The following is a 21,792-nucleotide window of genomic DNA, read 5'->3' as shown; positions in this document are numbered from 1 at the left end:
TCCTATATCAGAGCCGATTCTTACGTATCAGCTGCTAAATTGATAACCATGTCCCAATAATTTTATTTTAACTAATAATCCCCCAAAAGCAAACATATACATGCACTAGATGCTTGTCAACGGGAGGTTGTTCGATATGGTCCCACCACGTGCCAAAGTCTTTCTATCATCCCTGCTTGCCCTAGGTTTGCTTGCAGGATCGATGCCGATATTTCTGAATCCAGGGTCCTCAGCGTCTGCTCTTGCCCCAAATGCTGGCAAGCCCTCCGCCTCCGCCGTGGAGAAGGCCCCGCTCTCACCGCCTAAGGTGCAGCCTAATATTCCCGCTCCGGCCTTAAGCGACCGGCTGGTGGAATATCATATGGATGTTCGGTACGAGCCTGAGGAGAACAAGCTTAAGGGCAAACAGACACTCACTTGGACTCATCCAGGCAAAAAAAGCGTAAACGAGCTGTACTTTCATCTGTATCCCAATGCATTTGCTTCCAATGACACGACTTTTATGAAGGAATCAGGCGGCAGGCTTCGTTCCGATCCCATGCCAGATGACGGATACGGCTCCATGACCATTACCAGCGTGAAAACAACCGAAGGACTGGCCCTGACCCATCGCCTTCAATTTGTTCAACCCGATGACGGCAACATCAAGGATCACAGCCTTGCCAAGCTAAGGTTGCCTAAACCCATCAAGAGCGGAGAGAGTGTTACCATTCACTTGGAGTTCGAGGTCGAGCTTCCCAAAATATTTGCCCGCATGGGAACCACCGAAAATTTTATTATGGCTGGCCAATGGTTTCCGAAAATTTCGGTCTATGAACCGGCCGGTCTTCGCGGAAGAGCAGAGGAAGGCTGGAATCTTCATCAATACCACGGCAACTCCGAATTCTATTCCAACTTCGGCATTTACAGCGTTCGCATCCGAGTGCCCGAAAATTACATTGTCGCCGCGACCGGTTTCCCTACCAAGCCTGCCCAAAAATCAAACGGGGAAAAAATTTATCAGTTTTACGCGGATGACGTACATGATTTTGCCTGGTCGGCATCGCCGAACTTTGTCACGGCAGAAGAAGCATTCTCCGCACCAGGCGTACCTGGCGTCCGCATCAAGGTGTATCTCGATCCAGCCCATAAAGACTTAAAGGAGCGTTACTTTGATGCCGCCAAGTCGGCACTCGCTTCGTTTGGAAAATGGTACGGAACCTATCCGTATTCCACGTTGTCCATCGTCGTTCCGCCGGAATCGGGCAACGGTGCAGGCGGCATGGAATACCCGACGCTGGTCACCGCCTTCGGTGCCAAGAACGATTCGCCGGGATATGAACTGGAGCGGACCGTTATTCATGAGATCGCCCATCAATATTTTTACGGAATGATCGCAAGTAACGAATTTGAGGAAGCGTGGCTGGACGAGGCCTTTGCAACCTATGCAGAAGAACGAGTAATGGAAAAAGAATACGAGATTACCTCCAATACGGCGGCTCAGGGAGCATCCATTACTTCCCCTGCACCGCTGAAGATGGAATCCTGGAAATACAGCTCTCACGAAAACTACGCACTGAATGTTTATACGAGAGGCAAGCTGGTGCTGCAAGGCATCGAACGGCAGGTCGGTCCACAGATGATGGGTAAGATTATGCATACCTATGCCCAGAAATACCGCTTCAAGCATCCAACCACATCTGACTTTCAGAAAGTCGTCGAGCAAGTAAGCAAAACGTCCTGGCAGTCGTATTTTGACCAATATGTATATGGAAGCCAGATGGCGGATGTCGCCATCGACGTGATCAAAACCAAAAATAAAGGCAAGGCTGAAAATCCTCGGTATGAGTCCACGGTCCAGATTACGAGCAAGGACGGGGATATCACCGATGTGCCGATCGTGTTCGCCTTTGAGGACGGCAAAACGGTGGAACGAACCTGGAGCGGCAAAAACGGCAAAGTTGCTTACACCCTGGAGTACAGCTCTCCGCTCGCCTGGGCCATGGTTGATCCGAAGTACTCCATCGTCCTAGAGAATAAACACATTAATAACTATATGAAGGCAGGAATGGATCCGAAGGTGGTTACACGCTGGAATCTCAGTATTACCAAGCTTGTGGAGACGCTGTTCGGCAGCCTATCATGGTGAGGGGGGAGCACATGAAAAGTTACGCAGGCCAAGGGTGGATCAGTGTTAAAGACCAGCTATACGTCTCGATTCTGCTCTTCTTATACCGTTTGCTGTGGGGATATTGCCTGTACCGACTCGTAAAATCGGCGGTAGTCCCCCTTCTGATGCGATATCCGGATTCCGCCCCTAACGAGCTCAGCCGTCTTTTATTCTTCTACGAGGGCGAGATGAGCCTGTCCTTGAGCAGCACAGTACACACCTACGGATGGCTTCTGGCCGGTTTGCTCCTGATCCGGATGATCCTCACCCCGCTCATTCGGGCCGGCATCTTCTACAACCTTCACCAGGAAGCCAAGGGCGAGCGCGGTTTATTCTTCTTCACTGGCATGCGGAAACTGTGGAAACCCGTAACGCTATTCTATCTGGTTGAGCTTATTCTCACCTTCGCGCCCGGTTACTGGATTCTGCCCAAAATCCTCCCGATTCTGCTGAATGGAATTCAGGAGCCTGTGCTGCTGCTTCATGCACTGCCCTATGCAGCTGGCTGGTTCTTGTACGCCTATCTGATCCGCCTGTTATTGCTCTATATGCAATTTGGCCGTACCGGCGAATCCAGCATGATCAGCTCTATCCATGCGCTCTTCCGCCGCTTGGGCACAGCAATGCTGTTATCCATCACCATCGGCGGATCCGCCTGTGTCATTCTGCTGCTCCTGAGCTCGGCCTCGCTCTTCTGGGCCGGGTTGATCGGCTTAATTATTCAGCAGGCCTCTTATTTCCTGAATGGACTTTTCCAAATTTGGGCAATGTCCGCTCAATATCATTTGTGGAGAGATTCCTCCTCACAGCATCCTTAATGGTTACAATTTGGCACCTAAAATAATGAAACACGCTCGCGAATAAGCTGTAATCAGAAGCGACACGTTTCTATCCCGCGCTAGATTTTACAGAGAATAAGAGTTCATTTATCCTTAATATTACAAATTTCTGAACGCCATATTACAAAAAAACCTGTTCCCTTAAGATGGGGACAGGTTTTTTTGTTTAAAAATAATGTTTCCTCGTTTGCCAAATTGTTAATACTCTGCTAAAATAACGAATATGTTAGTAACAACTTTGTCATCTTTACTGTAACTTTTATGTTAGGAACGTTGTAATTCGCTAACTATGTTGGAACGTCAAACGTCAATGAATGGGTTCATCAACATTTTAAGGAGCCGAATTCCCATAACGATATGGGAAGCGGGGGATCCGTTTTGGGTGAATTGATCTCGCAAGAGAGGGATCATAGGGGACCTTCAACCGAACCCTTAAGCTAACCTCGCAGGCAATGGAAGGAGCTTTTGTTTTGAAAAAGAAGTTAACGGCTGTTTCTCTAGGCCTCGCACTCGCACTCACATTAGGGACCGGAAGCGCTTTCGCCGATTCCAAATTAAATACTGCAATCAAACCAGCCATTGGTGTTTCTTACAAAACAGGTGGAACTACAACGAATGGATTTGACTGCTCCGGATTCACCAGCTATGTTTACAAGAAGCTTGGTCTTAGCCTGCCCCGTACGTCTGCAGCTCAATACAAAGTAGGTACGGCCGTATCCAAGAGCAAACTGAAAGCTGGCGATCTCGTGTTCTTCAACACATCCGGTAGAGGTGTATCTCATGTGGGTATTTATGTCGGGAGCGGCAAATTCGCTCATTCTTCATCTTCGCGCGGTGTCATTATCAGTCCGCTGAGCCAGAGCTATTACGCCAACCGATATGTAGGCGCTAAGAGAATTATGAGTCAGAATACGTACAAATCTGTAGCTGTGAACTACAATTAATGTTGGAACTTAATTGATTTACTCTTACAAGAAAGCCCTGGGTTTATGAGATTGTGCCGATCTCATCCAGCGGCTTTTTTCTTTTGTTGATTGTGCGTATACCTTTATAACGTTCAGCACAGCAAAAAAGTTCCCGCTTTTTCGAAAAAAAATGAAATTTATTATACAAGTTCACTTCAGTTCCACTTCACTTCGCCGTGTCTTCACATCATCTATCCTTTATTTACCCTTCTCTCTCGTCATTAAACACCCATTTTGGAAAAATATTGATTTTCCTTGGTGCTTCGACAGTTAATGCTATTGAAAAATAGCAAAATCCATCAAGAAATAATTGCCAATCTCGCTTGCTGTCTGATAGAATGGACGCAGTAACAACTTTGTCATTAATGTAAGTGCTTTAATATATAGATTGCTATGCCTCCCGGCAACGAAAAGGAGCTTTCCATGCTGAAGAAAACATTATCGACAGCAGCCCTAAGTATCACGCTGTTGTTCACTTTGGGCGTTGGCAGCGTGTTTGCTGATGGTGCGCTGGATCAGGAAATCGATAAGGTTCTAGGTACAAGATACAGCTACGGTGGTACAACCACGAGCGGATTTGACTGTTCCGGCTTCACCATGTACGTTTACGCTAAACTCGGTCTAAAGCTCCCGCATCAATCCGGCTCTCAATTCGACATGGGGACAAGCGTGTCCCGTAAGGAGCTGCGCGCTGGCGATTTGGTGTTCTTTAACACATCGGGCCAGGGCATCTCCCACGTCGGCATTTATGTCGGCGATGGCAAATTCGCCCATGCTTCCTCCAACCGCGGCGTGGTTATCAACCGCCTGGCAGAGGATTACTACGACCAGCGATACGTCGGTGCAAAGCGTATCATGAGCGATGATAAGTATGAAGAGTCGGTCGGTGAATCATCCTAAGCTGTAGAGGCTAATCTTCCCTATACATAATGCTTGCCCGTTAAAGGAGCCCTTACCTCTCTTTTGCGGGCTTTTTTGATGCGACTTGGATGTTCGTAATATGATTATTATTTTATGCAGACGATAGGAGGACTTCGCAAATGGATGCCACACCGATTACATTTCACACCGTAGTCATGCGTGAAGAGCACGCCGAAGAAATATGCGCTTGGGCCTACCCTCCTCCCTATAATATCTATGGCTTTCTTCCCTGGGAGCAGATGAAAGGGCTTGAGGTGGAGTTTGGCGATCCGGACATTCGCCAGAGACAGTACATCTCGGTTCTGGATGAGCGGGAGGCCCTCTGGGGATTTGCCCAGCTGTTTCCGATGCATGAGGTTACACGAATCGGACTTGGCATGCGTCCTGATTGGTGCGGGCGTGGAATGGGTAAACGATTTATGCAGACGATTGTCCGGGAAGCCAGACGGAGGCGGCCTGCCGACGAAATTGACCTTGAGGTAATGACCTGGAATGAGCGAGCAATCCGCGCTTATCAAAGGGCAGGCTTTCACATCACCGATACGTATGAGCGGCTTACGCCAACGGGCAACGCCCTTTTCCACTGTATGGTGTATGAGCCCCCGACAAATGAGGAATAGTAATCTTTGTCTATATGAAAAAGCACAATTTTGTGTACTTTTTATGAAGCTGCGCCGTATAGTTGCTTTTTTTGTCACAACTGGCTATGCTGTCTATGGATGTTGGTTTATAATGGAGACAAGTGCAAAAGTGCAGTATACATAGAAGGGACGATATGACGATGCAAAAATGGATCATGAGCGGATTGTTCTTCGTCGCATGTGCGTTAGCTATCGCGCTGATGTTTACGCTCCCAGGTAAGGAACAGGTAGCTCAGGAAGAGAAGCCGACCATGCCGGAAGTGACTCTCGATGCAGCCGCAGCGGAAGCCACACTGAAAGCAAGCTGCATTAGCTGTCACGGCGACCAACTTCAAGGCGGCGCTGGGCCGGCTTTGAATCAAGTAGGCGGACACATGGATGCGGACGCGATCTTCAACGTTGTAACCAAAGGTCGTAAGGGAATGCCTTCCTTTAAAGACCAACTTAAACCTGAAGAAATCGCAAACATCGCGCTGTACCTTGCTGAGAAAAAATAAATCAGCTTATACGCAAAACACGCTTGCACCTGGAGTTGTTCCCGTTGCAAGCGTGTTTTTTACATATTCGGGACCTCTAAAGGGACTAATGGTCTCCCCTTCTATTGTCCCGCCTTGCCATCCTTCGAACGACTCTTCTCATAGGCTTCGTTAAACTGCTGCGCTTCCTTAATATCCACAGCCGTAATGCCACCGTCGTCCCAAGAAGTGAGACGAAGTGTAACGACTTTATAATCTATGGTGATGTAGGGGTGATGTCCGAAAGCTTCCGAAATAGCTGCCACTTCATCAACAAAAGCGATTCCCTTCATGAAGGAGGAGAAGGTATACTTTCGTACAATCCATCTCCCTTGTTCAAATTCCCAACCCTCAAGCTTTTCCAGATGAGCCTCTACTTCTTGCTGCGTATAAAGCATCTTTTATCTTCCTCCCCGAAAAAAACCTATCTTAAAGCCGACTAACCGTAATATGGGCTATCTGTCATCTATTCTATTCTGCCCTGTATCTGTTGATAACTGGAGTGATTACACAAGGGCCACAAAAGCCAACTCTTCTTCACCAATCAAAATATGTATTCGATGGTTCGTCTGATCATGCATGACCACGCCGCTGCCAACATTAATCACCGGCTCTGTGCCCAGCGCATAGAACAAATCCTCTGCCAGCGCCTCATGAACCTCATTTTGCTCGGCTTCGCCCAAATTGCCCCAATCCTCAGCTTCCATTTCAAAGAAGACATAGCTGTCAGAAATTCGCCCAACCGCCTCGGTCAGTTCTGCCAGAATTTCGCCATAATCCCTTCCGTGTTTAACGCCCATCTTAATCACTCCTTTCCTTGCCGTACTTAGCTTCATTTCCCTTCCTTCCATTATACCGGAAATTACAACTAAAAAAAAAAGCCCGACCTGACGATAAATAGGATAACGCCCCACATAAGGGGCCCGGTTCTCCATGAGAGCCGTTCTGACGAATGGATTCGTTATTTTATTTCTCACGGATGAGGTGTGGTATGGAAATTTCAACAATTATAGGCTTAATCCTCGGTATCGTCGCGGTACTGGTGGGCATGATTCTTAAAGGTGCCTCCCTTCTCGCTTTGTATAACCCGGCAGCCTATCTAATCATTCTTGGCGGTACGGCAGCAACTTTATTCATCGGATTTCCGCTATCCGAGCTGAAAAAGGTTCCGAAGCTGGTCAAAATGACCTTCATGAAACAGAATTTGATGGACAAGACGGACATGATCAAGCTGTTTATGGAATGGGCTTCGATCACACGCCGTGAAGGACTTCTGGCTCTGGAAACCAAAGTTGATGAAATCGATGACAGCTTCCTGCGTAATGGGATGCGCATGATCATCGACGGCAACGATCAGGAATTCGTACGTGACGTTTTAATGGAAGATATTAATGCCACCGAGGAGCGCCATCGTTCCGGTTCATTGATCTTCTCGCAGGCCGGCATGTATGCACCTTCCCTCGGGGTACTCGGAGCCGTTATCGGTTTGATCGCTGCACTGTCCCACATGGAAGATATGGGCGAACTCGCTCATGCTATCGGGGCTGCGTTTATTGCTACCCTGCTCGGTATCTTCACCGGTTATGTTATCTGTCACCCGATTGCGAATAAACTCAAGCGTCTATCCAAACGCGAGGTTGAAATCCGCCTGATGATGGTAGAAGGCCTGCTGTCTATTCAATCCGGTGTATCCACCATTGCAATCAATCAAAAGCTCTCCGTGTTCCTGACACCGTCCGAACGGGCTGAGCTCAGCGAGAGGGAGGCTGGTGCTAGTGAGCAAAAAGACTAGGCACGAGCCGCATGAGGAGCATGCCGACGAATCCTGGCTTCTTCCTTACGCAGACCTACTGACCTTGCTTCTGGCCCTGTTCCTGGTGCTATACGCCATGAGCGCGACAGACGCACGCAAATTTCAAGAAATGAGCGAAGCCTTCAGCGTTGCTCTCACTGGCGGGACCGGCGTGCTGGATTACAGTAAAACGGAATCCAGTGATGATCCGCCCAATATTAAAGATCATAAAGCGACATCCCCTTCCGTTCCCGCAACAACACCTGACCAAAGACGTGCAGAGCTGATGCGTCAGGAACAACAGGATCTGGAGAAGCTAAAGAAGCAGCTCGATAATTATATTAAAAATAACGGTTTAACCTCGGAGCTCAGCACCAAGTTGAACCACTCCCAGCTTGTCATTACGATACGGGATAACGCCTTGTTCCCTTCCGGCGAAGCTGTTGTGAAACCGGAGGCCCGCAAATTGGCCAAGGCAATCTCACAAATGCTTCATAAGTTCCCGGACTATGAAATTATTGTATCCGGACATACGGACAATGTGCCAATCTCTAACAGCCGATATCCGTCGAATTGGGATTTAAGCTCGGATCGTGCCTTGCAGTTCATGAAGATTCTGCTCACCAACTCGGAGTTGGATCCTAAACGGTTCATGCCGATCGGTTATGGTGAATACCATCCGATTGCCGATAACAACACCGCTGCTGGACGAGCGAAGAACCGCAGAGTCGAGGTTTCCATTATACGTAAATACCAGGATAGTGCGACCTTTACCAGCGTGAATGAATAACTCAAAAGGGAACGGTCCCTACAGACTATAACACACAATAAACAACCGATGCATCTGGTCTCCAGATCCATCGGTTGTTTTTGTGTAGGGTTATAGATGTATTTCAGCCTGCTACTCGAGCCTATAGTTCAGCAGCCGACCAAGCTCTTCCTTTTCCTTCTCGTTAAGATCACGCCAAGCGCCAATGCGTTGACTGCCGAGACGGATATTCATAATCCGTATTCGCTGTAATTTTCGGACCTCATAACCAAAAGCGCTGCACATTCTGCGGATTTGACGATTTTTTCCCTCTGTCAGAATGATTCGGAACACTCGGTCGGACATTCGAGTGACCTCACAGGGCAGCGTCATCTCACCTAAAATCTTGACGCCGCTGGACATCCCGCTAAGGAAGGATTCCGTTACCGGGCGATCCACCGTCACAATGTATTCTTTCTCATGTTTCCCCTCGGAGCGAAGGATCTTATTGACGATATCCCCATCATTCGTCAGCAGAATCAGCCCCTCGGAGTCCTTATCTAATCGTCCGATAGGAAAAATACGCTCCTTATGGCCTACGAAGTCTACAATATTGCCCTTAATATGCGGTTCGGTGGTGCTTGTAATCCCGACCGGCTTATTAAGAGCAATATACACATGCTTCTTCTTATCTTGAAGCGGCTTTCCCTGAATCCGGACATCGTCTCCTTCTTCTGCCTGGCTCCCAAGGACTGCAACCACGCCATTAATGGTAACCTTCCCGCTCTCCACCAGTTTGTCCGCTTCTCGCCGTGAGCAATATCCCGTTTCACTGATAAATTTATTGATTCTCAAGATGCCATCCCCTTATCTGTAACTACTTCTTGCTTATCCCTCAATCGCATTCCGCTGAACCGCAGGCAGAACTATACTCACCTTCGTTCCCGCTCCCACTTCACTCTCGATTTCCATCATACCCCGGTGGCCCTGAATAATACGCTGGCTTACCATCAATCCCAGCCCTGTGCCCGTTTCCTTATTCGTAATAAACGGTTCGCCAAGATGCGGCATCAGATCCTCCGGAATGCCTTGCCCTTCATCCCGAATGTCGATTTGGACCCATTCACCCTTCGGCCTTGAAAGCTCAATCCAGATCCTGCCGCCATCCGGCATCGCTTCAATCGCATTCTTGAGCAGATTGATGAACACCTGCTTGAGCTGGTTCTCCTCACAGTGTACGTAGGTTAGTGCTTCAGTAAACTTCAATTTGAACTCGATGCTGTACAAATGGGCTTGGCTGTCGAGGAAAGAAATGACATCTCTCAAAATGATTCGTACATCCCTCTCTTGGAAATGAATCGCCTGCGGCTTCGCTAATATCAGAAATTCACTGACAATCAGATTAATTCGATCCAGCTCCGACAGCATCAGATCAATATGGTCCGGATTGACCTTGTGGGTCTGCTGCTGAAGCTGCAGAAATCCACGGAGGGTCGTCAGCGGATTCCGGATCTCATGGGCAACGCCGGCGGCCAGCTGGCCAACAGTATTGAGCTTCTCCGAACGTCGCAGCAGCTCCTCGATGCGATTGCGTTCCGTCACATCCCGAGACACGCTAATCATGGAGGTAACCTCACCGTTCTCATCGCGCACCAGCGAGGTGCTGATGCTGACCTCAATAGCGCTTCCATCTTTGTGAAGGCGGACCGTCTCCACTGGAGGAAGCCGTTCTCCGGCCCGCAGGCGGCGGATGCGTTCCTTTTCTTCTTCCTCTTTAGCCGGAGGGACAAGTGCAGGCTTCCGTCCAACCACTTCGTGCGCCTTCCAACCATACAATTGCTCAAACGCTTTATTTACACTAATAACCCGTTCATAGGTATCGGTTGTATGAATGGCGTCGGCTGTCTGATTAATGACAGACTCCAGATATTCCTTAACGGACTGATTCTCATCGACCATTTGCTTCAACTGGCTCGTATAGTTGCCCAGATTACGTGTCATCGCATTGATTCGACCTGCAAGCTGACCCAGCTCGTCCCGGCTGCTTACCTCCAGCCTTCGATCAAAGTGACCATCCGACACATCATTTACAGTTCCAAGGATAGCCTGGATCGGCTTGGTAAAATACCCTGCAACAATATAACTGCCGAATATCACAATTTCCAATAAAACCAATGAGATCGCCACAAGACTGATCATTTGCTCCCTCATCACAGAGGAGATGGCTTCATAGTCCATAACGACACTAATGACACTGGTCGGCTTATTTTCGGATACGATAGGGATGAAGCTTTTCAGCACCTTCTTATTATTGATGGTGCTGACAAATACCACATTATCGCTGGTAGAAACAGCTTTCTGCACAGCTTCTGCATCTTGGTCCAGGCTCCCATAGTCATAGGTGCCGAATGTAATCGGTCGATTGCGAAGCTTGTGGTGAACGTCATCCGTTCCATCTTCCCTCATATATTCATTGCCAAACGTTTCAGGGTTGATGCCTGTTACTTCCAATATCCGCGGATTCGACTTCAAGGTCTCTTTCACAACGGTGTCCGGACTTGTAATCTTCACAAAGTCCTTGATATTGGAATTCCTTATGTAGGGATCAATAATATAATTGCGTTTGCTATCGTAATAGTATCCCCATTTATCAATGAATTCCGGATTGGAAGTAGAGAACTCAAACGGTCCCGACCAAAAATGATCGGCGCGCTGGCCCTCGGTAACTGAGACGACTTTACCATACTGGAACAATTCCAGAAAAGCCGTATGCCAATACCCCCAGTTCTTTGTTGAAAGGCCGATTTCATCTTGCGAGGAGGATCGGGCAACAACGATATCATCATTCGTCCGAACCATTAATGAAATGTGAGTGACGCCAATCTCCTTACTCAATTCCACCAATTGCTGATTGGTTATATTGTTAATATCCGGATCCAAAGCTTTTGCCGCGTTGACCGCAGCCACTTTCAGCATATCACCGAATATGTTATCCACATATGCAGAACTAAAGCCGGTTTGCTGGACCGTAATGGCGATCTGAGTAGCGGCCATCACCATCTTAGTTTCACTATCCTGCTGCAAATTTTCCTGGGTCGTGTAATAGTTCAGCGTAATGTTGAGCAGAAGTATAAATAATACCGATATGGACATGATCATCGATAACTTCGTCTTAATCGACAAGTGGCATCTTCACCTTTCTGCTGTCACATAGACGACTTGCGAATCTAATACCCTCATGATACCTTGATCACGAACGTTTGAAAAGACAAGCGGCGTTATGGCTATATGGTTTTTTCCACAATCGCATTGCTATTGAAATAAGGAATCCTTACAATATAAGAGGTCAATCCCGGTAAAATAAACAACGTATCCACAGATTGCGCACAAATACACAACTTATCTGGGGATAATGTGCATAACTTTGTGTATAATATTTTACTTATCCACAATTCTGTCCACAACATGTTAACAAACGAATAAATGTTCGTTGAACATTGGGTATAAATACAGGGTTTTAACGGGCTGTGAAAGGAGACTTTAGTTTGATATCAAATTCAATAGACCCACTGGCTGTGGATAACGATAATCATGAACACTGGATGAGAGAAGCCATTGCAGAAGCACGGAAAGCTGAAGAGCTCGGTGAAGTTCCGATTGGTGCTGTCATCGTTCGGGGCGATGAGATTATTGGCCGTGGATACAATTTGCGTGAAACGACTTATGATGGTACGGCCCATGCCGAGATGGTAGCTATTCGGGAGGCAAGCCAGCATCTTGGAGCATGGCGGCTGCTGGACTGCCGATTATACGTGACGTTGGAGCCCTGTCCCATGTGTGCAGGAGCTATCGTCCAATCCCGGGTCCCACAGCTGATCTATGGCACTGGTGATCCCAAAGCCGGTTGTGCCGGAACACTGATGAATTTGCTTCAAGAGCCGCGTTTTAATCACCGAACTAACGTGGTTGAGGGCGTGCTGCAGGAAGAATGCGCATCACTGCTCACTCAGTTCTTCCGACGTTTGCGCGGGAAACTATGATCCTTATGTAGAGTATAAGTATAACAACGTAAAAACCCGGCCATGAAGGCCGGGTTTTGTTGTCTGTGATGAATAATATTAATAAGTGCCCATTTGGCTCATGGATTCCTCAAATTGCTCCATCGTGATGACATCAGCATCTTTTGGAATACCGATTTTGAACTCTTGTTTAGCGTTGATGTTGTTGTATTGGGTGCTACCCTTCACAGCCAACTTCACGTTCTCATTGGTTTCTGGATCGTTGAAATCAACGTTCAACACAACATCCTGGTACACAGGGAAATCCTTTTTATCGATAGCCGTGTTGATGTTGAATGTGTTGATCTTCAGATACTTCTGCATCTCTTCCAAGCCCGCTTTGAATTCGTCTTGGTTAACGTTAGATACTTCAGCTTTAGCAGCGTCAATATCTTCTTGGGTCAGACCCAGCAATTCGCGGTACTCGTCTTTAGCTGCAATGTCAACAACCTTAGGTGCAACCTTGTTAACCATAATATCCAGTGCTTCATTCAGGTTATCATTGGTTACAAAGAATTGAACCACTTGTTTAGCGTCTACGCCTTCTGGAAGGCCAGCATCTTTAACATTGATCTCTTTGAAGTATTTCGCTTGGTCATACTCGCTCAGCAAGGCTTCAAGAATTTCGTTAACGAATTTCTGGGACTTCTCGGTATCCAGGCTTTCTGGGCTAAACGTTTCACCGGATTGCTCAGCAAGCTCTTTCATGTCCATCATGAGGAACTTACCAACAACGTCCTCTGGGAATGGCAGCATTGGAATGCTTGGAACTTTAACGTAGATTTTCTCTTTCGTCATCACCATATCAATATTGAAGGACATCGCCATGTCACCCTTCAGATTGATACCCATGTTCATCTCGGTTTGCATTGGATCAGCTTGGTAGATACCATCAAGCGTAACCTCAGCATTCTTCAACATCGTCATCGCCTGTGTTACACTTGGATCGCCTTCAACTGCAGGTATGTTAACTTGAAGGTCTTCAATGACAAATTTACTCTTCATTTCGTAGGATGTCATCTTCATCGCGTTCGTAGCAGCATTCGTCATCGCTGCCTTAGGCTCTTCTTTTTTGGCGCAGCCAGAAAGTACAACTGTCACTGTGAGCAGCAGTGTCAGCATGATAGCTGCAAACTTCTTGTTCATTAAAATTTCTCTCCCCTCTAACAGTCAAAAAAATAACAGACCTTCTAATCATAAACCATTTAACCAAAATGAGAAACACTTTCTGGAATATTTACTGAAATTTTATTTCCTTTCTTTTTCCATCCATCTTAATTTCAAACTTCTTAACATGCGAATAAGGTGGGGCCCCAAAATATTACACTTGAAAACTAATACGGAAGTTGGACGCAAAAGGTTTCAGAACGAAAAAAAGAACTTCCTGTCGAATGACAGAAAGTTCCCTCGATTCTTGCTTTCTAGCTCTCAGCATTCATTCCTACAGGCTTCTAGCCCTCCGGATTGAAATGTCCATCCTGATTACGGATCTTCGCTCTATGCGAGCCTGACAGCGGCTCCTGGCCGCCACGGTCATGGTCCTTGCGCTGCTTCGGCTGCTCCTGTGCTTCCGGTACCGGAATCGCTTTTGGTTTGCTCATCTGATAGCCCTCCATTTCATGGATCACAACGATGTCTTACGCTATCCTGCCTTTGATGTCCATACCATGATGGACAGTATGGAAACTGTCTCCATCATTTATGGAACTAGTGATGCGTGATTTGTTGCAGCGTTTGGGCACACTCATGAATATGGCGCGTATAGTCGCCGACCATGCCCTGAATGTTCTCATTACGCTCATCCGTCGTTGCGCCATCACGCTCTACATCGACCAAATCGACTTTTACTTCCCGTGAATCCACATACGTGCATTGAAAATCAAATGAATACTCCTGGCGACCTGCTGCATCAATGTGAATGCGGATGGCGTTCGGATCCCCTTCGTCTGCAGCCACTTCTGCGCGATCTCCCGGCTTTAATATGGTGGGCAGCCTTTCCTGCCAGGCATTGACCAGCGTCGACTGATCCACATTCAGTTCTGAGTTCATGTTCACACCTCCCCTTCTCTATAAATTGCGATAACAGGTGATGTTTTATACAGCCCCCTCCATAAAGCAGAATCCAACTGATTGGAAGACCACGCAATGATTCCTAATAAAAAAAGAGCAAAAAAACCGTTTCCCTAAGGAAACGGTTTGCGTTTGATATGTATGGCGGAGAGGATGGGATTCGAACCCATGTGGAGTTGCCCCCTAACGGTTTTCAAGACCGCCCCGTTATGACCGCTTCGGTACCTCTCCGTGTGGTAATGATCCATGCAAATGAATCACGTGCAAAAATCATTATACCACAAGACAAACTGTTTTATCAACTCATTTTTTCTGTTCGATGATACTAACGTTCCCCATGTACGGGCGAAGTACTTCAGGAATAACCACGGATCCGTCAGCCTGTTGATAATTCTCCAGAATCGCAGCAACGGTACGTCCTACCGCAAGCCCGGAACCATTCAAGGTGTGGACAAATTCAGGCTTGCTCTTCGGTTCCGGACGGAAGCGAATGTTGGCACGGCGTGCCTGGAAGTCCCCGATGTTCGAACATGAGGAGATTTCGCGATATACACCGCTCTCCGGAAGCCAAACTTCCAGATCGTATGTCTTCATGGATCCAAAGCCCATATCCCCAGTACAGAGAGCCATAACACGATAAGGAAGATTCAGCAGCTGAAGCACGCGTTCCGCATCCGCCGTCATCTTCTCAAGCTCATCAAACGATGTTTCCGGGTGTACAATTTTCACCATCTCAACTTTGTTGAACTGATGCTGACGAATAAGTCCCCGTGTATCGCGCCCTGCCGCGCCGGCTTCCGAACGGAAACAGGAGCTGTACGCCACGTAATATTTAGGCAGATCCTCGCTATTTAAGATTTCCTCGCGATGGTAGTTCGTTACAGGAACCTCAGCGGTTGGAATCAGGTAATAGTCGGTATCGCTAATCTTGAATAAATCCTCTTCGAATTTAGGCAGCTGTCCTGTTCCGTACAAGCTGTCCCGGTTGACGATATATGGAGGCAGCATCTCCTCATAGCCGTGTTTGTCGCTGTGCAGATCCATCATGAAACTGATCAAGGCACGCTCAAGGCGAGCACCTAAACCTTTATAGAACGTAAACCGCGAACCCGTTACCTTCGCACCTGCTTCAAAATCCAAAATACTCAGATTCTGAGCAAGCTCCCAGTGGGCCTTAGGCTCGAAATCGAAAGTTTTTGGCTCAGCCCAGCGGCGGATTTCAACGTTCTCCTCCTCCGAGGCGCCTACCGGCACACTCTCATGAGGAATATTCGGAATCGCCAAAGTAAGCTCGGATATGCTGGCTTCCAGCTCACGAACTTCCTCATCCATCGCTTTAATCTGGTCCGACACTTGTCGCATTTCCAGTATCAGATCATCTGCATTCTCACGATTCTTCTTCAGCTTGGCTACTTCAGCCGACACGGTGTTGCGGCGATTCTTCAAACTTTCGCTTTCCTGCAGCAATTCCCGGCGCCGGGCGTCAAGCTTAGGAAAATCCGCAATCAGATCGAGCGATTTGCCTCGATTCTTCAGCGCTTCTTCTACACGACTGTACTCGCTGCGCAATATTTTTACGTCTAACACGGGAAACCCTCCTAAAGTAAAACATCCATCAAGTATATCGAAGCAGCTGCCCTATATGTTGATAAAAAGCCTTGGGACAAGGCTGCAGTGTACATTATTACATACGATACATCTTATTGTATTTCAGCGAAAAAGACAACTTGACTCCCACATACTGCCAAAGAGTCAAGATGTCTTCTACTGTAACTATTACGTCTGTGGTGCCGCAGACCGGGATCGAACCATCTCCACAAAATATTGATGAAGTCGGTAATCGTCCGTCAGCTCCGGATGATAGGAAGCTGCAAGCAGATGCCCCTGTCTGGCTGTAACGATCTCATCCTTATAGGTGGACAAAACCTCAACGCCAGCACCCACCTCGAGAATGAGCGGCGCACGAATAAAGACTGCGCGTACCGTTTCCTCGATTCCTTTTACAGGCAAATCGGTCTCGAAGCTTTCACGCTGACGTCCAAATGCGTTCCGCGCCACCGTGATGTCCATCAGCTTCAGATGGGCCTCTTCGTCGCCTTGAATTCGTTCAGCCAGCACGATCAGTCCGGCGCATGTTCCGAATATCGGTTTACCCTGGGCTGAGAACTGACGTATCGCATCCATAAAATCATACTTGCGCATCAGCTTGCTGATGGTAGTGCTCTCACCGCCAGGTATAATCAAGCCGTCAATGCCGCCCAACTGCTCGACCTTCTTGATCGGCACTCCCTCGGCACCAGCAAGCGTGATGCTTCGAATATGCTCTGCAACGGCACCCTGAAGTGCCAGTACGCCGACCTTCATGTTACCCCTTCTCTCTTACCAGCCGCGATCCTGCATGCGCTCAGCCGGACTAAGCTTGGATATCTCGATGCCTTTCATCGGAGTACCCAGGTTCTTGGATACTTCAGCAATCAATTTATAATCATCATAATGCGTAGTCGCTTCAACGATCGCACGAGCGAATTTCTCAGGGCTGTCCGATTTGAAAATACCGGATCCAACAAAGACGCCGTCAGCGCCCAAATGCATCATCAATGCGGCATCTGCAGGTGTTGCCACGCCGCCAGCTGCAAAGTTAACGACAGGGAGCTTGCCTGTCTCATGAATGCCCTTCAGGAGGTCATAGGAAACACCAAGGTTCTTCGCTTCGGCATACAGCTCGTCCTTCGACATGTTGCGAACTTTACGGATTTGGCTGTTGATGAGGCGCATATGCCGAACGGCTTCCACGATATTACCTGTTCCCGGCTCGCCTTTCGTACGGAGCATGGATGCACCCTCACCAATACGTCGCAGCGCTTCACCAAGGTCCTTTGCGCCGCATACGAACGGTACCGTGAAATCCCATTTATCGATATGGAACACTTCATCCGCCGGTGTCAGCACTTCGCTCTCGTCGAGATAATCCACGCCCAGAGATTCAAGCACTTTCGCCTCGACATAATGACCGATGCGAGCTTTGGCCATAACTGGAATGGATACAACTTTCATGACTTCCTCAACGATGGTTGGGTCAGCCATCCGTGCTACGCCCCCAGCAGCGCGAATATCAGAAGGAACGCGCTCCAGCGCCATAACTGCCGTTGCACCGGCAGCTTCAGCGATCTTTGCTTGTTCCGCATTCATGACGTCCATAATGACGCCGCCTTTTTGCATTTCCGCCATACCTCTTTTTACAGTTGATGTTCCTGTTTCCATGTCCCCTAGCCCCCCGATTATATGTTGTATCTCATCGCCTTTACAGCATTCCCTGGCGATATGGACTGTACCCGTATAGGTGCATACTTGCAATGAATCTAACTCGATATTTTACCGCATCAAAATCAAATACACAACCCATTTACTCGGAATTTATCGGCTGTTAGAAAAGATTTTTGATGGAATCAAACAAATCGGCAAAAAAGTCTCCAATCGCCCGCAGGAACAGCTTGAACCAGCCGGCCTTCTCAACTTCCTCCGCTGTGATTAAATTCACCGTTTCGGTCTGAGCTTCCTTCATGCCTTCTATTTTATAGGTATAGGTTACCGTGCCCACCTTCGTATCTTTAGCAACAGGCGCCGTCATGCTGGACGAGTCCACCTTGGCTTCGAAAGTAATGTTCTTGCCGCTTGAACCTTTTGGAACAACAAAAGTGAGAGCCTTGTCGGTTACGAGCGCAGCTTCTTTGCCTTTGCCCTTCTTCACTTCGACCGTTTCAAAGCCTTGCACGGTTGCCCCGGCAGCTTGCACTTCCTTCACTTCAAAGTTGTCAAAGCCGTAATCCAGGACTTTTTTGGTCTCTTTAAAACGGGCACCTTCAGATTTCGTACCCATAACAACACTAATCAGACGCATACCATCGCGTTCAGCGGTACCAGCAAAGCAATAACCCGCCGCATTGGTATGACCGGTTTTTAAGCCGTCCAAACCTTCATACGCATAGGACTTAAAGTTGGTAATACTTTTATTAGCCTCAAGCATCCAGTTGTAGTTGATAATCGGATTCGTGTCGCGCGGCCGGAATTTATGGGACTGAATGGCCGTAAATCTCGAAAAATCAGGATGATCCTCAACGATATATTTGGCAAGCAGAGCGGTATCCATTGCCGACATTACCGTTTCCTTATCCTCCGCAGGGCGATACTTTTCTGGCATATCGGCACGGCTAAGACCTGTGGAGTTTATGAAGAACGCTGTCTTCAGCCCCATCTTTTTCGCCGTATCATTCATCATGGTAACAAACTCCGCTTCGGAACCAGCCACATGCTCAGCCAATGCTACCGTCGCATCATTCGCCGAACCGACAGCCATCGCTATGTAGAGCTCTTCCACTGTATGTTGATCGCCTTCGGCCAAAAATATCCGTGACCCCACGGTTTTTGCTGCATTTTCCCCCACGGTAACAACATCATCCCAAGCTAACTCGCCTTGTTTTACTTTCTCCGCAACGATATATTCCGTCATCATCTTCGTCATGCTCGCCGGTGGTAATGCTTCATCAGCATTAATAGATAACAACACTTGGCCTGTAGATGGCTCTATCAATACGGCAGAGCTTACATCCAAATTTAGTTGATCAATCGATGGCACTTTATCCGGCTTCGCATTATTCGTTGACGCCTTGTCTTCTGTCGCTTTCGTCGTATCCGCTGTTGCCAGCATATGAGGCGCCGCAAGCGAAACCGCAGGCGCAGCAGAGAAACACAGTATATTAAACAGCATCAAGGATGCCAGCGTTCTTTGAATGCGTTGTCGCTTATTCTTCTTTACAGACTTGTCTATCAATGGAATTACTCCCCTCTAATTCTCAATAAGTCATTAACTTGTTCTATTCTATCATAGGGGGGGTATCAAAAAAAGACAAGCTAGATGAATTTCATCCAGCTTGTCCAGGAAATAAATGACATATATATTGTTTATCCTTGTTCTTTCGAGTGAATTACAAGGAATAGTTAGGTGCTTCTTTGGTAATTTGGATATCATGCGGATGGCTCTCGCGGAGTCCTGCACCAGAGATCCGGATGAACTGGGTGTCATTCCGCAGTTCCTCCAGGTTTTGTGTACCGCAATAGCCCATACCAGAGCGCAATCCACCGATCAGTTGATGGATGGTATCTGCCAAAGGCCCTTTGTAAGCAACACGGCCCTCGATGCCTTCCGGTACCAGTTTCTTATCGTCATCTTGGAAGTAACGGTCTTTACTGCCTTGTTTCATGGCAGCAAGGGAACCCATACCGCGGTAAGCCTTGAAACGGCGTCCTTGATAGATCTCAGCTTCGCCCGGACTCTCCTCCGTACCGGCAAACATGCTGCCCAGCATAACTGCACTTGCTCCGGCTGCGATCGCTTTTGTAATTTCGCCGGAGTATTTGATACCGCCATCTGCAATAATCGGCACTCCGTATTCCTTAGCAACCGTTGCACAATCATAGATCGCTGTAATTTGCGGTACGCCAATCCCGGCAATGACACGCGTCGTACAGATCGATCCAGGCCCAATTCCGACTTTAACGACGGATGCCCCGGCTTCGATAAGCTCTCTTGTACCCTCGCCTGTAGCCACGTTACCAGCGATAATCGTCAGATCCGGATATACTTCGCGCAATTTGCGAACGGAATCAATGATATTGATGTGGTGACCGTGGGCAGAGTCAACGGTAATGACGTCTACGCCAGCTTTCACAAGCGCTTCTGCTCTTTCGAAGGTATCTTTGGAAATTCCGATCGCTGCACCTACAAGCAGGCGGCCTTGAGCATCCTTGGCAGCTCTAGGGAACTGAATCGCTTTCTCAATATCTTTAATCGTGATAAGTCCTTTAAGAACATTATCTTCGTCTACCAAAGGCAACTTCTCAATCTTATGCTTCTGCAGAATCATTTCGGCATCTTGAAGAGTCGTTCCGACCGGAGCTGTCACCAGATTCTCGCTGGTCATTACTTCACTAATTACCGTATTGTAGTCATGAACAAAACGAAGGTCACGATTCGTCAAAATACCGATCAGCTTATTGTTCTTATCTACGATCGGTACGCCGGAAATCCGGAACTTACTCATGAGTTTCTCTGCATCGGATACAAGATGATCAGCATGGAGTGAGAACGGATTCGTAATAACACCACTTTCCGAACGCTTAACCCGATCTACCTCTTCTGCTTGTTGTTCAACGGTCATATTTTTATGAATAATGCCAATTCCGCCTTCTCTAGCAATGGCAATTGCCAAAGGAGCTTCCGTTACGGTGTCCATTCCTGCACTGATGAGCGGGATATTCAATTTTACATGCTCGCTCAATTTGGTGCTAACATCTACTTCTTTTGGAAGCACCTCGGATTTTCTAGGAACCAACAATACATCGTCAAAAGTGAAGCCTTCCTTGCTAAACTTATCTTCCCACACCTGGGTTATTCCTCCTTTTTGTCGTCTTCCTGCGGACTACAACTACTGTCAGAGCTGGACCGGACGGCATTTTCAAGTATTTTCAGAAATATATTATTGCCATCTTAGCAAAGGGCCCATAGGCTGTCAAGGATTGAAATTCGCCCTTTGCTCGAAGTTCGCAAGTATCCATCCAGCGCGTTATCCTGTCTCTTTGGAATGGACAAACAGACCGGGTTTCTTCTATTAAATGGAGACTTACCCAGGTTAAAGCCCTGTCTGCCAATATGCCAACCGTTGGGGCACCATCCTAGGGACAATGAATCGCTGTCGTTTAGTATCACCCAACCCGGTACGGGATAGTCCTCGATTTCGTAAACACATGTTATTGAATATAGGAAAAGACCGCTATCGATGACTCGATAACGGTCTTTATGGTTGTTCGCTTGGCGACGTCCTACTCTCCCGGGACCCTTCGGTCCAAGTACCATCGGCGCTGGAAGGCTTAACGGTCGTGTTCGGTATGGGAACGCGTGGAACCCTTCCGCCATCGCCACCAAACGGTTCAGATGTTTGATCACCTGAAAACTAGATACGAAACGAAATTTGCGTTGATTAGAATCCGTAGCATTACCCGATGTGGTATCGGGGTCCCCGGAAAGTATTCGGCGTTGC

General features: G+C 47.7%; 21 protein-coding genes, 1 tRNA gene, 1 rRNA gene and 1 riboswitch. Of the genes, 9 read left to right on the top strand and 14 right to left on the bottom strand.

The window, feature by feature from the left end; all coding sequences use genetic code 11:
• Positions 1 to 136: 136 nt before the first annotated feature.
• The 6 genes from AC0VZ8_RS00505 (at position 137) to AC0VZ8_RS00480 (ending at position 6,012) form a co-directional block, all read left to right on the top strand.
• Entirely contained in the window at positions 137 to 2,128 is a 1,992-nt protein-coding gene (locus tag AC0VZ8_RS00505) for a M1 family metallopeptidase (protein ID WP_475485712.1), read from the top strand.
• 11 nt (positions 2,129 to 2,139) lie between these two features.
• Positions 2,140 to 2,967 carry a hypothetical protein gene (locus AC0VZ8_RS00500; RefSeq protein WP_475485711.1) on the top strand — a complete coding sequence of 276 codons (828 nt, stop codon included), beginning with the start codon at positions 2,140 to 2,142 and terminating at the stop codon, positions 2,965 to 2,967.
• Between the two features lie 348 nt (positions 2,968 to 3,315).
• A riboswitch (cyclic di-AMP (ydaO/yuaA leader) is annotated at positions 3,316 to 3,455 on the top strand.
• Between the two features lie 3 nt (positions 3,456 to 3,458).
• On the top strand, positions 3,459 to 3,932 hold the full coding sequence (locus AC0VZ8_RS00495) for a C40 family peptidase (RefSeq protein ID WP_071221120.1): 474 nt from the start codon (positions 3,459 to 3,461) through the stop codon (positions 3,930 to 3,932).
• Between the two features lie 447 nt (positions 3,933 to 4,379).
• Positions 4,380 to 4,853, top strand: a complete 474-nt coding sequence (locus AC0VZ8_RS00490) for a C40 family peptidase (protein WP_071221151.1) — start codon at positions 4,380 to 4,382, stop codon at positions 4,851 to 4,853.
• Positions 4,854 to 4,993: 140 nt separating this feature from the next.
• Positions 4,994 to 5,494: a GNAT family N-acetyltransferase gene (locus AC0VZ8_RS00485; RefSeq protein ID WP_216535521.1), complete on the top strand. Its 501-nt coding sequence runs from the start codon at positions 4,994 to 4,996 to the stop codon at positions 5,492 to 5,494.
• Positions 5,495 to 5,655: 161 nt separating this feature from the next.
• Positions 5,656 to 6,012, top strand: coding sequence for a c-type cytochrome (locus tag AC0VZ8_RS00480; RefSeq protein WP_006207476.1), 357 nt, complete (start codon positions 5,656 to 5,658; stop codon positions 6,010 to 6,012).
• 101 nt (positions 6,013 to 6,113) lie between these two features.
• Here the strand turns inward: AC0VZ8_RS00480 and AC0VZ8_RS00475 are convergent, their stop codons facing one another.
• Positions 6,114 to 6,428 carry a 4a-hydroxytetrahydrobiopterin dehydratase gene (locus tag AC0VZ8_RS00475; protein WP_071221118.1) on the bottom strand — a complete coding sequence of 105 codons (315 nt, stop codon included), beginning with the start codon at positions 6,426 to 6,428 and terminating at the stop codon, positions 6,114 to 6,116.
• A gap of 108 nt (positions 6,429 to 6,536) precedes the next feature.
• Positions 6,537 to 6,830 (bottom strand): hypothetical protein, encoded by a 294-nt coding sequence (locus tag AC0VZ8_RS00470; RefSeq protein ID WP_071221117.1) that lies wholly within the window; start codon positions 6,828 to 6,830, stop codon positions 6,537 to 6,539.
• 191 nt (positions 6,831 to 7,021) lie between these two features.
• Between AC0VZ8_RS00470 and motA the strand changes: the two genes are divergently transcribed.
• Both motA and motB read left to right on the top strand, forming a co-directional pair.
• On the top strand, positions 7,022 to 7,822 hold the full coding sequence (gene motA, locus AC0VZ8_RS00465; protein WP_071221116.1) for a flagellar motor stator protein MotA: 801 nt from the start codon (positions 7,022 to 7,024) through the stop codon (positions 7,820 to 7,822).
• Positions 7,806 to 8,612 (top strand): flagellar motor protein MotB, encoded by an 807-nt coding sequence (motB, locus tag AC0VZ8_RS00460; protein ID WP_071221115.1) that lies wholly within the window; start codon positions 7,806 to 7,808, stop codon positions 8,610 to 8,612. Before motA ends, motB begins: the two co-directional genes overlap by 17 nt.
• A gap of 111 nt (positions 8,613 to 8,723) precedes the next feature.
• On the opposite strand, the gene rluF is transcribed toward motB, so the two are convergent.
• Positions 8,724 to 9,425, bottom strand: coding sequence for a 23S rRNA pseudouridine(2604) synthase RluF (gene rluF / locus AC0VZ8_RS00455; RefSeq protein WP_260069539.1), 702 nt, complete (start codon positions 9,423 to 9,425; stop codon positions 8,724 to 8,726).
• A gap of 33 nt (positions 9,426 to 9,458) precedes the next feature.
• Complete coding sequence (locus tag AC0VZ8_RS00450; RefSeq protein ID WP_475485710.1) at positions 9,459 to 11,753, bottom strand: ATP-binding protein; 2,295 nt, start codon at positions 11,751 to 11,753, stop codon at positions 9,459 to 9,461.
• A 419-nt stretch (positions 11,754 to 12,172) separates the two neighbouring features.
• Here AC0VZ8_RS00450 and tadA point away from each other — a divergent pair, with 419 nt between their 5' ends.
• A complete protein-coding gene (gene tadA, locus AC0VZ8_RS00445) occupies positions 12,173 to 12,610 on the top strand; it encodes a tRNA adenosine(34) deaminase TadA (protein ID WP_475487623.1) in 438 nt (145 codons plus the stop codon).
• A 78-nt stretch (positions 12,611 to 12,688) separates the two neighbouring features.
• Here tadA and AC0VZ8_RS00440 read toward each other — a convergent pair whose 3' ends face one another.
• The 10 genes from AC0VZ8_RS00440 to rrf all read right to left on the bottom strand — a co-directional run bounded on the left by AC0VZ8_RS00440 (position 12,689) and on the right by rrf (position 21,678).
• Entirely contained in the window at positions 12,689 to 13,774 is a 1,086-nt protein-coding gene (locus AC0VZ8_RS00440; protein ID WP_475485709.1) for a hypothetical protein, read from the bottom strand.
• Between the two features lie 305 nt (positions 13,775 to 14,079).
• Positions 14,080 to 14,229, bottom strand: coding sequence for a spore protein (locus AC0VZ8_RS00435; RefSeq protein ID WP_071221110.1), 150 nt, complete (start codon positions 14,227 to 14,229; stop codon positions 14,080 to 14,082).
• A gap of 106 nt (positions 14,230 to 14,335) precedes the next feature.
• Positions 14,336 to 14,677 (bottom strand): hypothetical protein, encoded by a 342-nt coding sequence (locus AC0VZ8_RS00430; protein WP_194540324.1) that lies wholly within the window; start codon positions 14,675 to 14,677, stop codon positions 14,336 to 14,338.
• A 163-nt stretch (positions 14,678 to 14,840) separates the two neighbouring features.
• Positions 14,841 to 14,929, bottom strand: a tRNA-Ser gene (locus AC0VZ8_RS00425).
• Positions 14,930 to 15,001: 72 nt separating this feature from the next.
• Positions 15,002 to 16,285 (bottom strand): serine--tRNA ligase, encoded by a 1,284-nt coding sequence (gene serS / locus AC0VZ8_RS00420; RefSeq protein WP_071221108.1) that lies wholly within the window; start codon positions 16,283 to 16,285, stop codon positions 15,002 to 15,004.
• Positions 16,286 to 16,474: 189 nt separating this feature from the next.
• The gene (pdxT, locus tag AC0VZ8_RS00415; protein WP_475485708.1) at positions 16,475 to 17,062 is read right to left on the bottom strand and encodes a pyridoxal 5'-phosphate synthase glutaminase subunit PdxT; all 588 of its coding nucleotides are present in this window, start codon (positions 17,060 to 17,062) and stop codon (positions 16,475 to 16,477) included.
• Positions 17,063 to 17,077: 15 nt separating this feature from the next.
• On the bottom strand, positions 17,078 to 17,959 hold the full coding sequence (gene pdxS, locus AC0VZ8_RS00410; RefSeq protein WP_071221106.1) for a pyridoxal 5'-phosphate synthase lyase subunit PdxS: 882 nt from the start codon (positions 17,957 to 17,959) through the stop codon (positions 17,078 to 17,080).
• 163 nt (positions 17,960 to 18,122) lie between these two features.
• Positions 18,123 to 19,526 (bottom strand): D-alanyl-D-alanine carboxypeptidase family protein, encoded by a 1,404-nt coding sequence (locus tag AC0VZ8_RS00405; RefSeq protein WP_475485707.1) that lies wholly within the window; start codon positions 19,524 to 19,526, stop codon positions 18,123 to 18,125.
• Between the two features lie 154 nt (positions 19,527 to 19,680).
• On the bottom strand, positions 19,681 to 21,138 hold the full coding sequence (guaB, locus tag AC0VZ8_RS00400; RefSeq protein ID WP_071221104.1) for an IMP dehydrogenase: 1,458 nt from the start codon (positions 21,136 to 21,138) through the stop codon (positions 19,681 to 19,683).
• A 423-nt stretch (positions 21,139 to 21,561) separates the two neighbouring features.
• Positions 21,562 to 21,678 (bottom strand): 5S ribosomal RNA (rrf, locus tag AC0VZ8_RS00395).
• Between the last annotated feature and the right edge of the window lie 114 nt (positions 21,679 to 21,792).

The organism is Paenibacillus sp. QJM3NY_38 (assembly GCF_056173265.1).
This window is presented reverse-complemented; position numbering and strand designations above follow the sequence as displayed.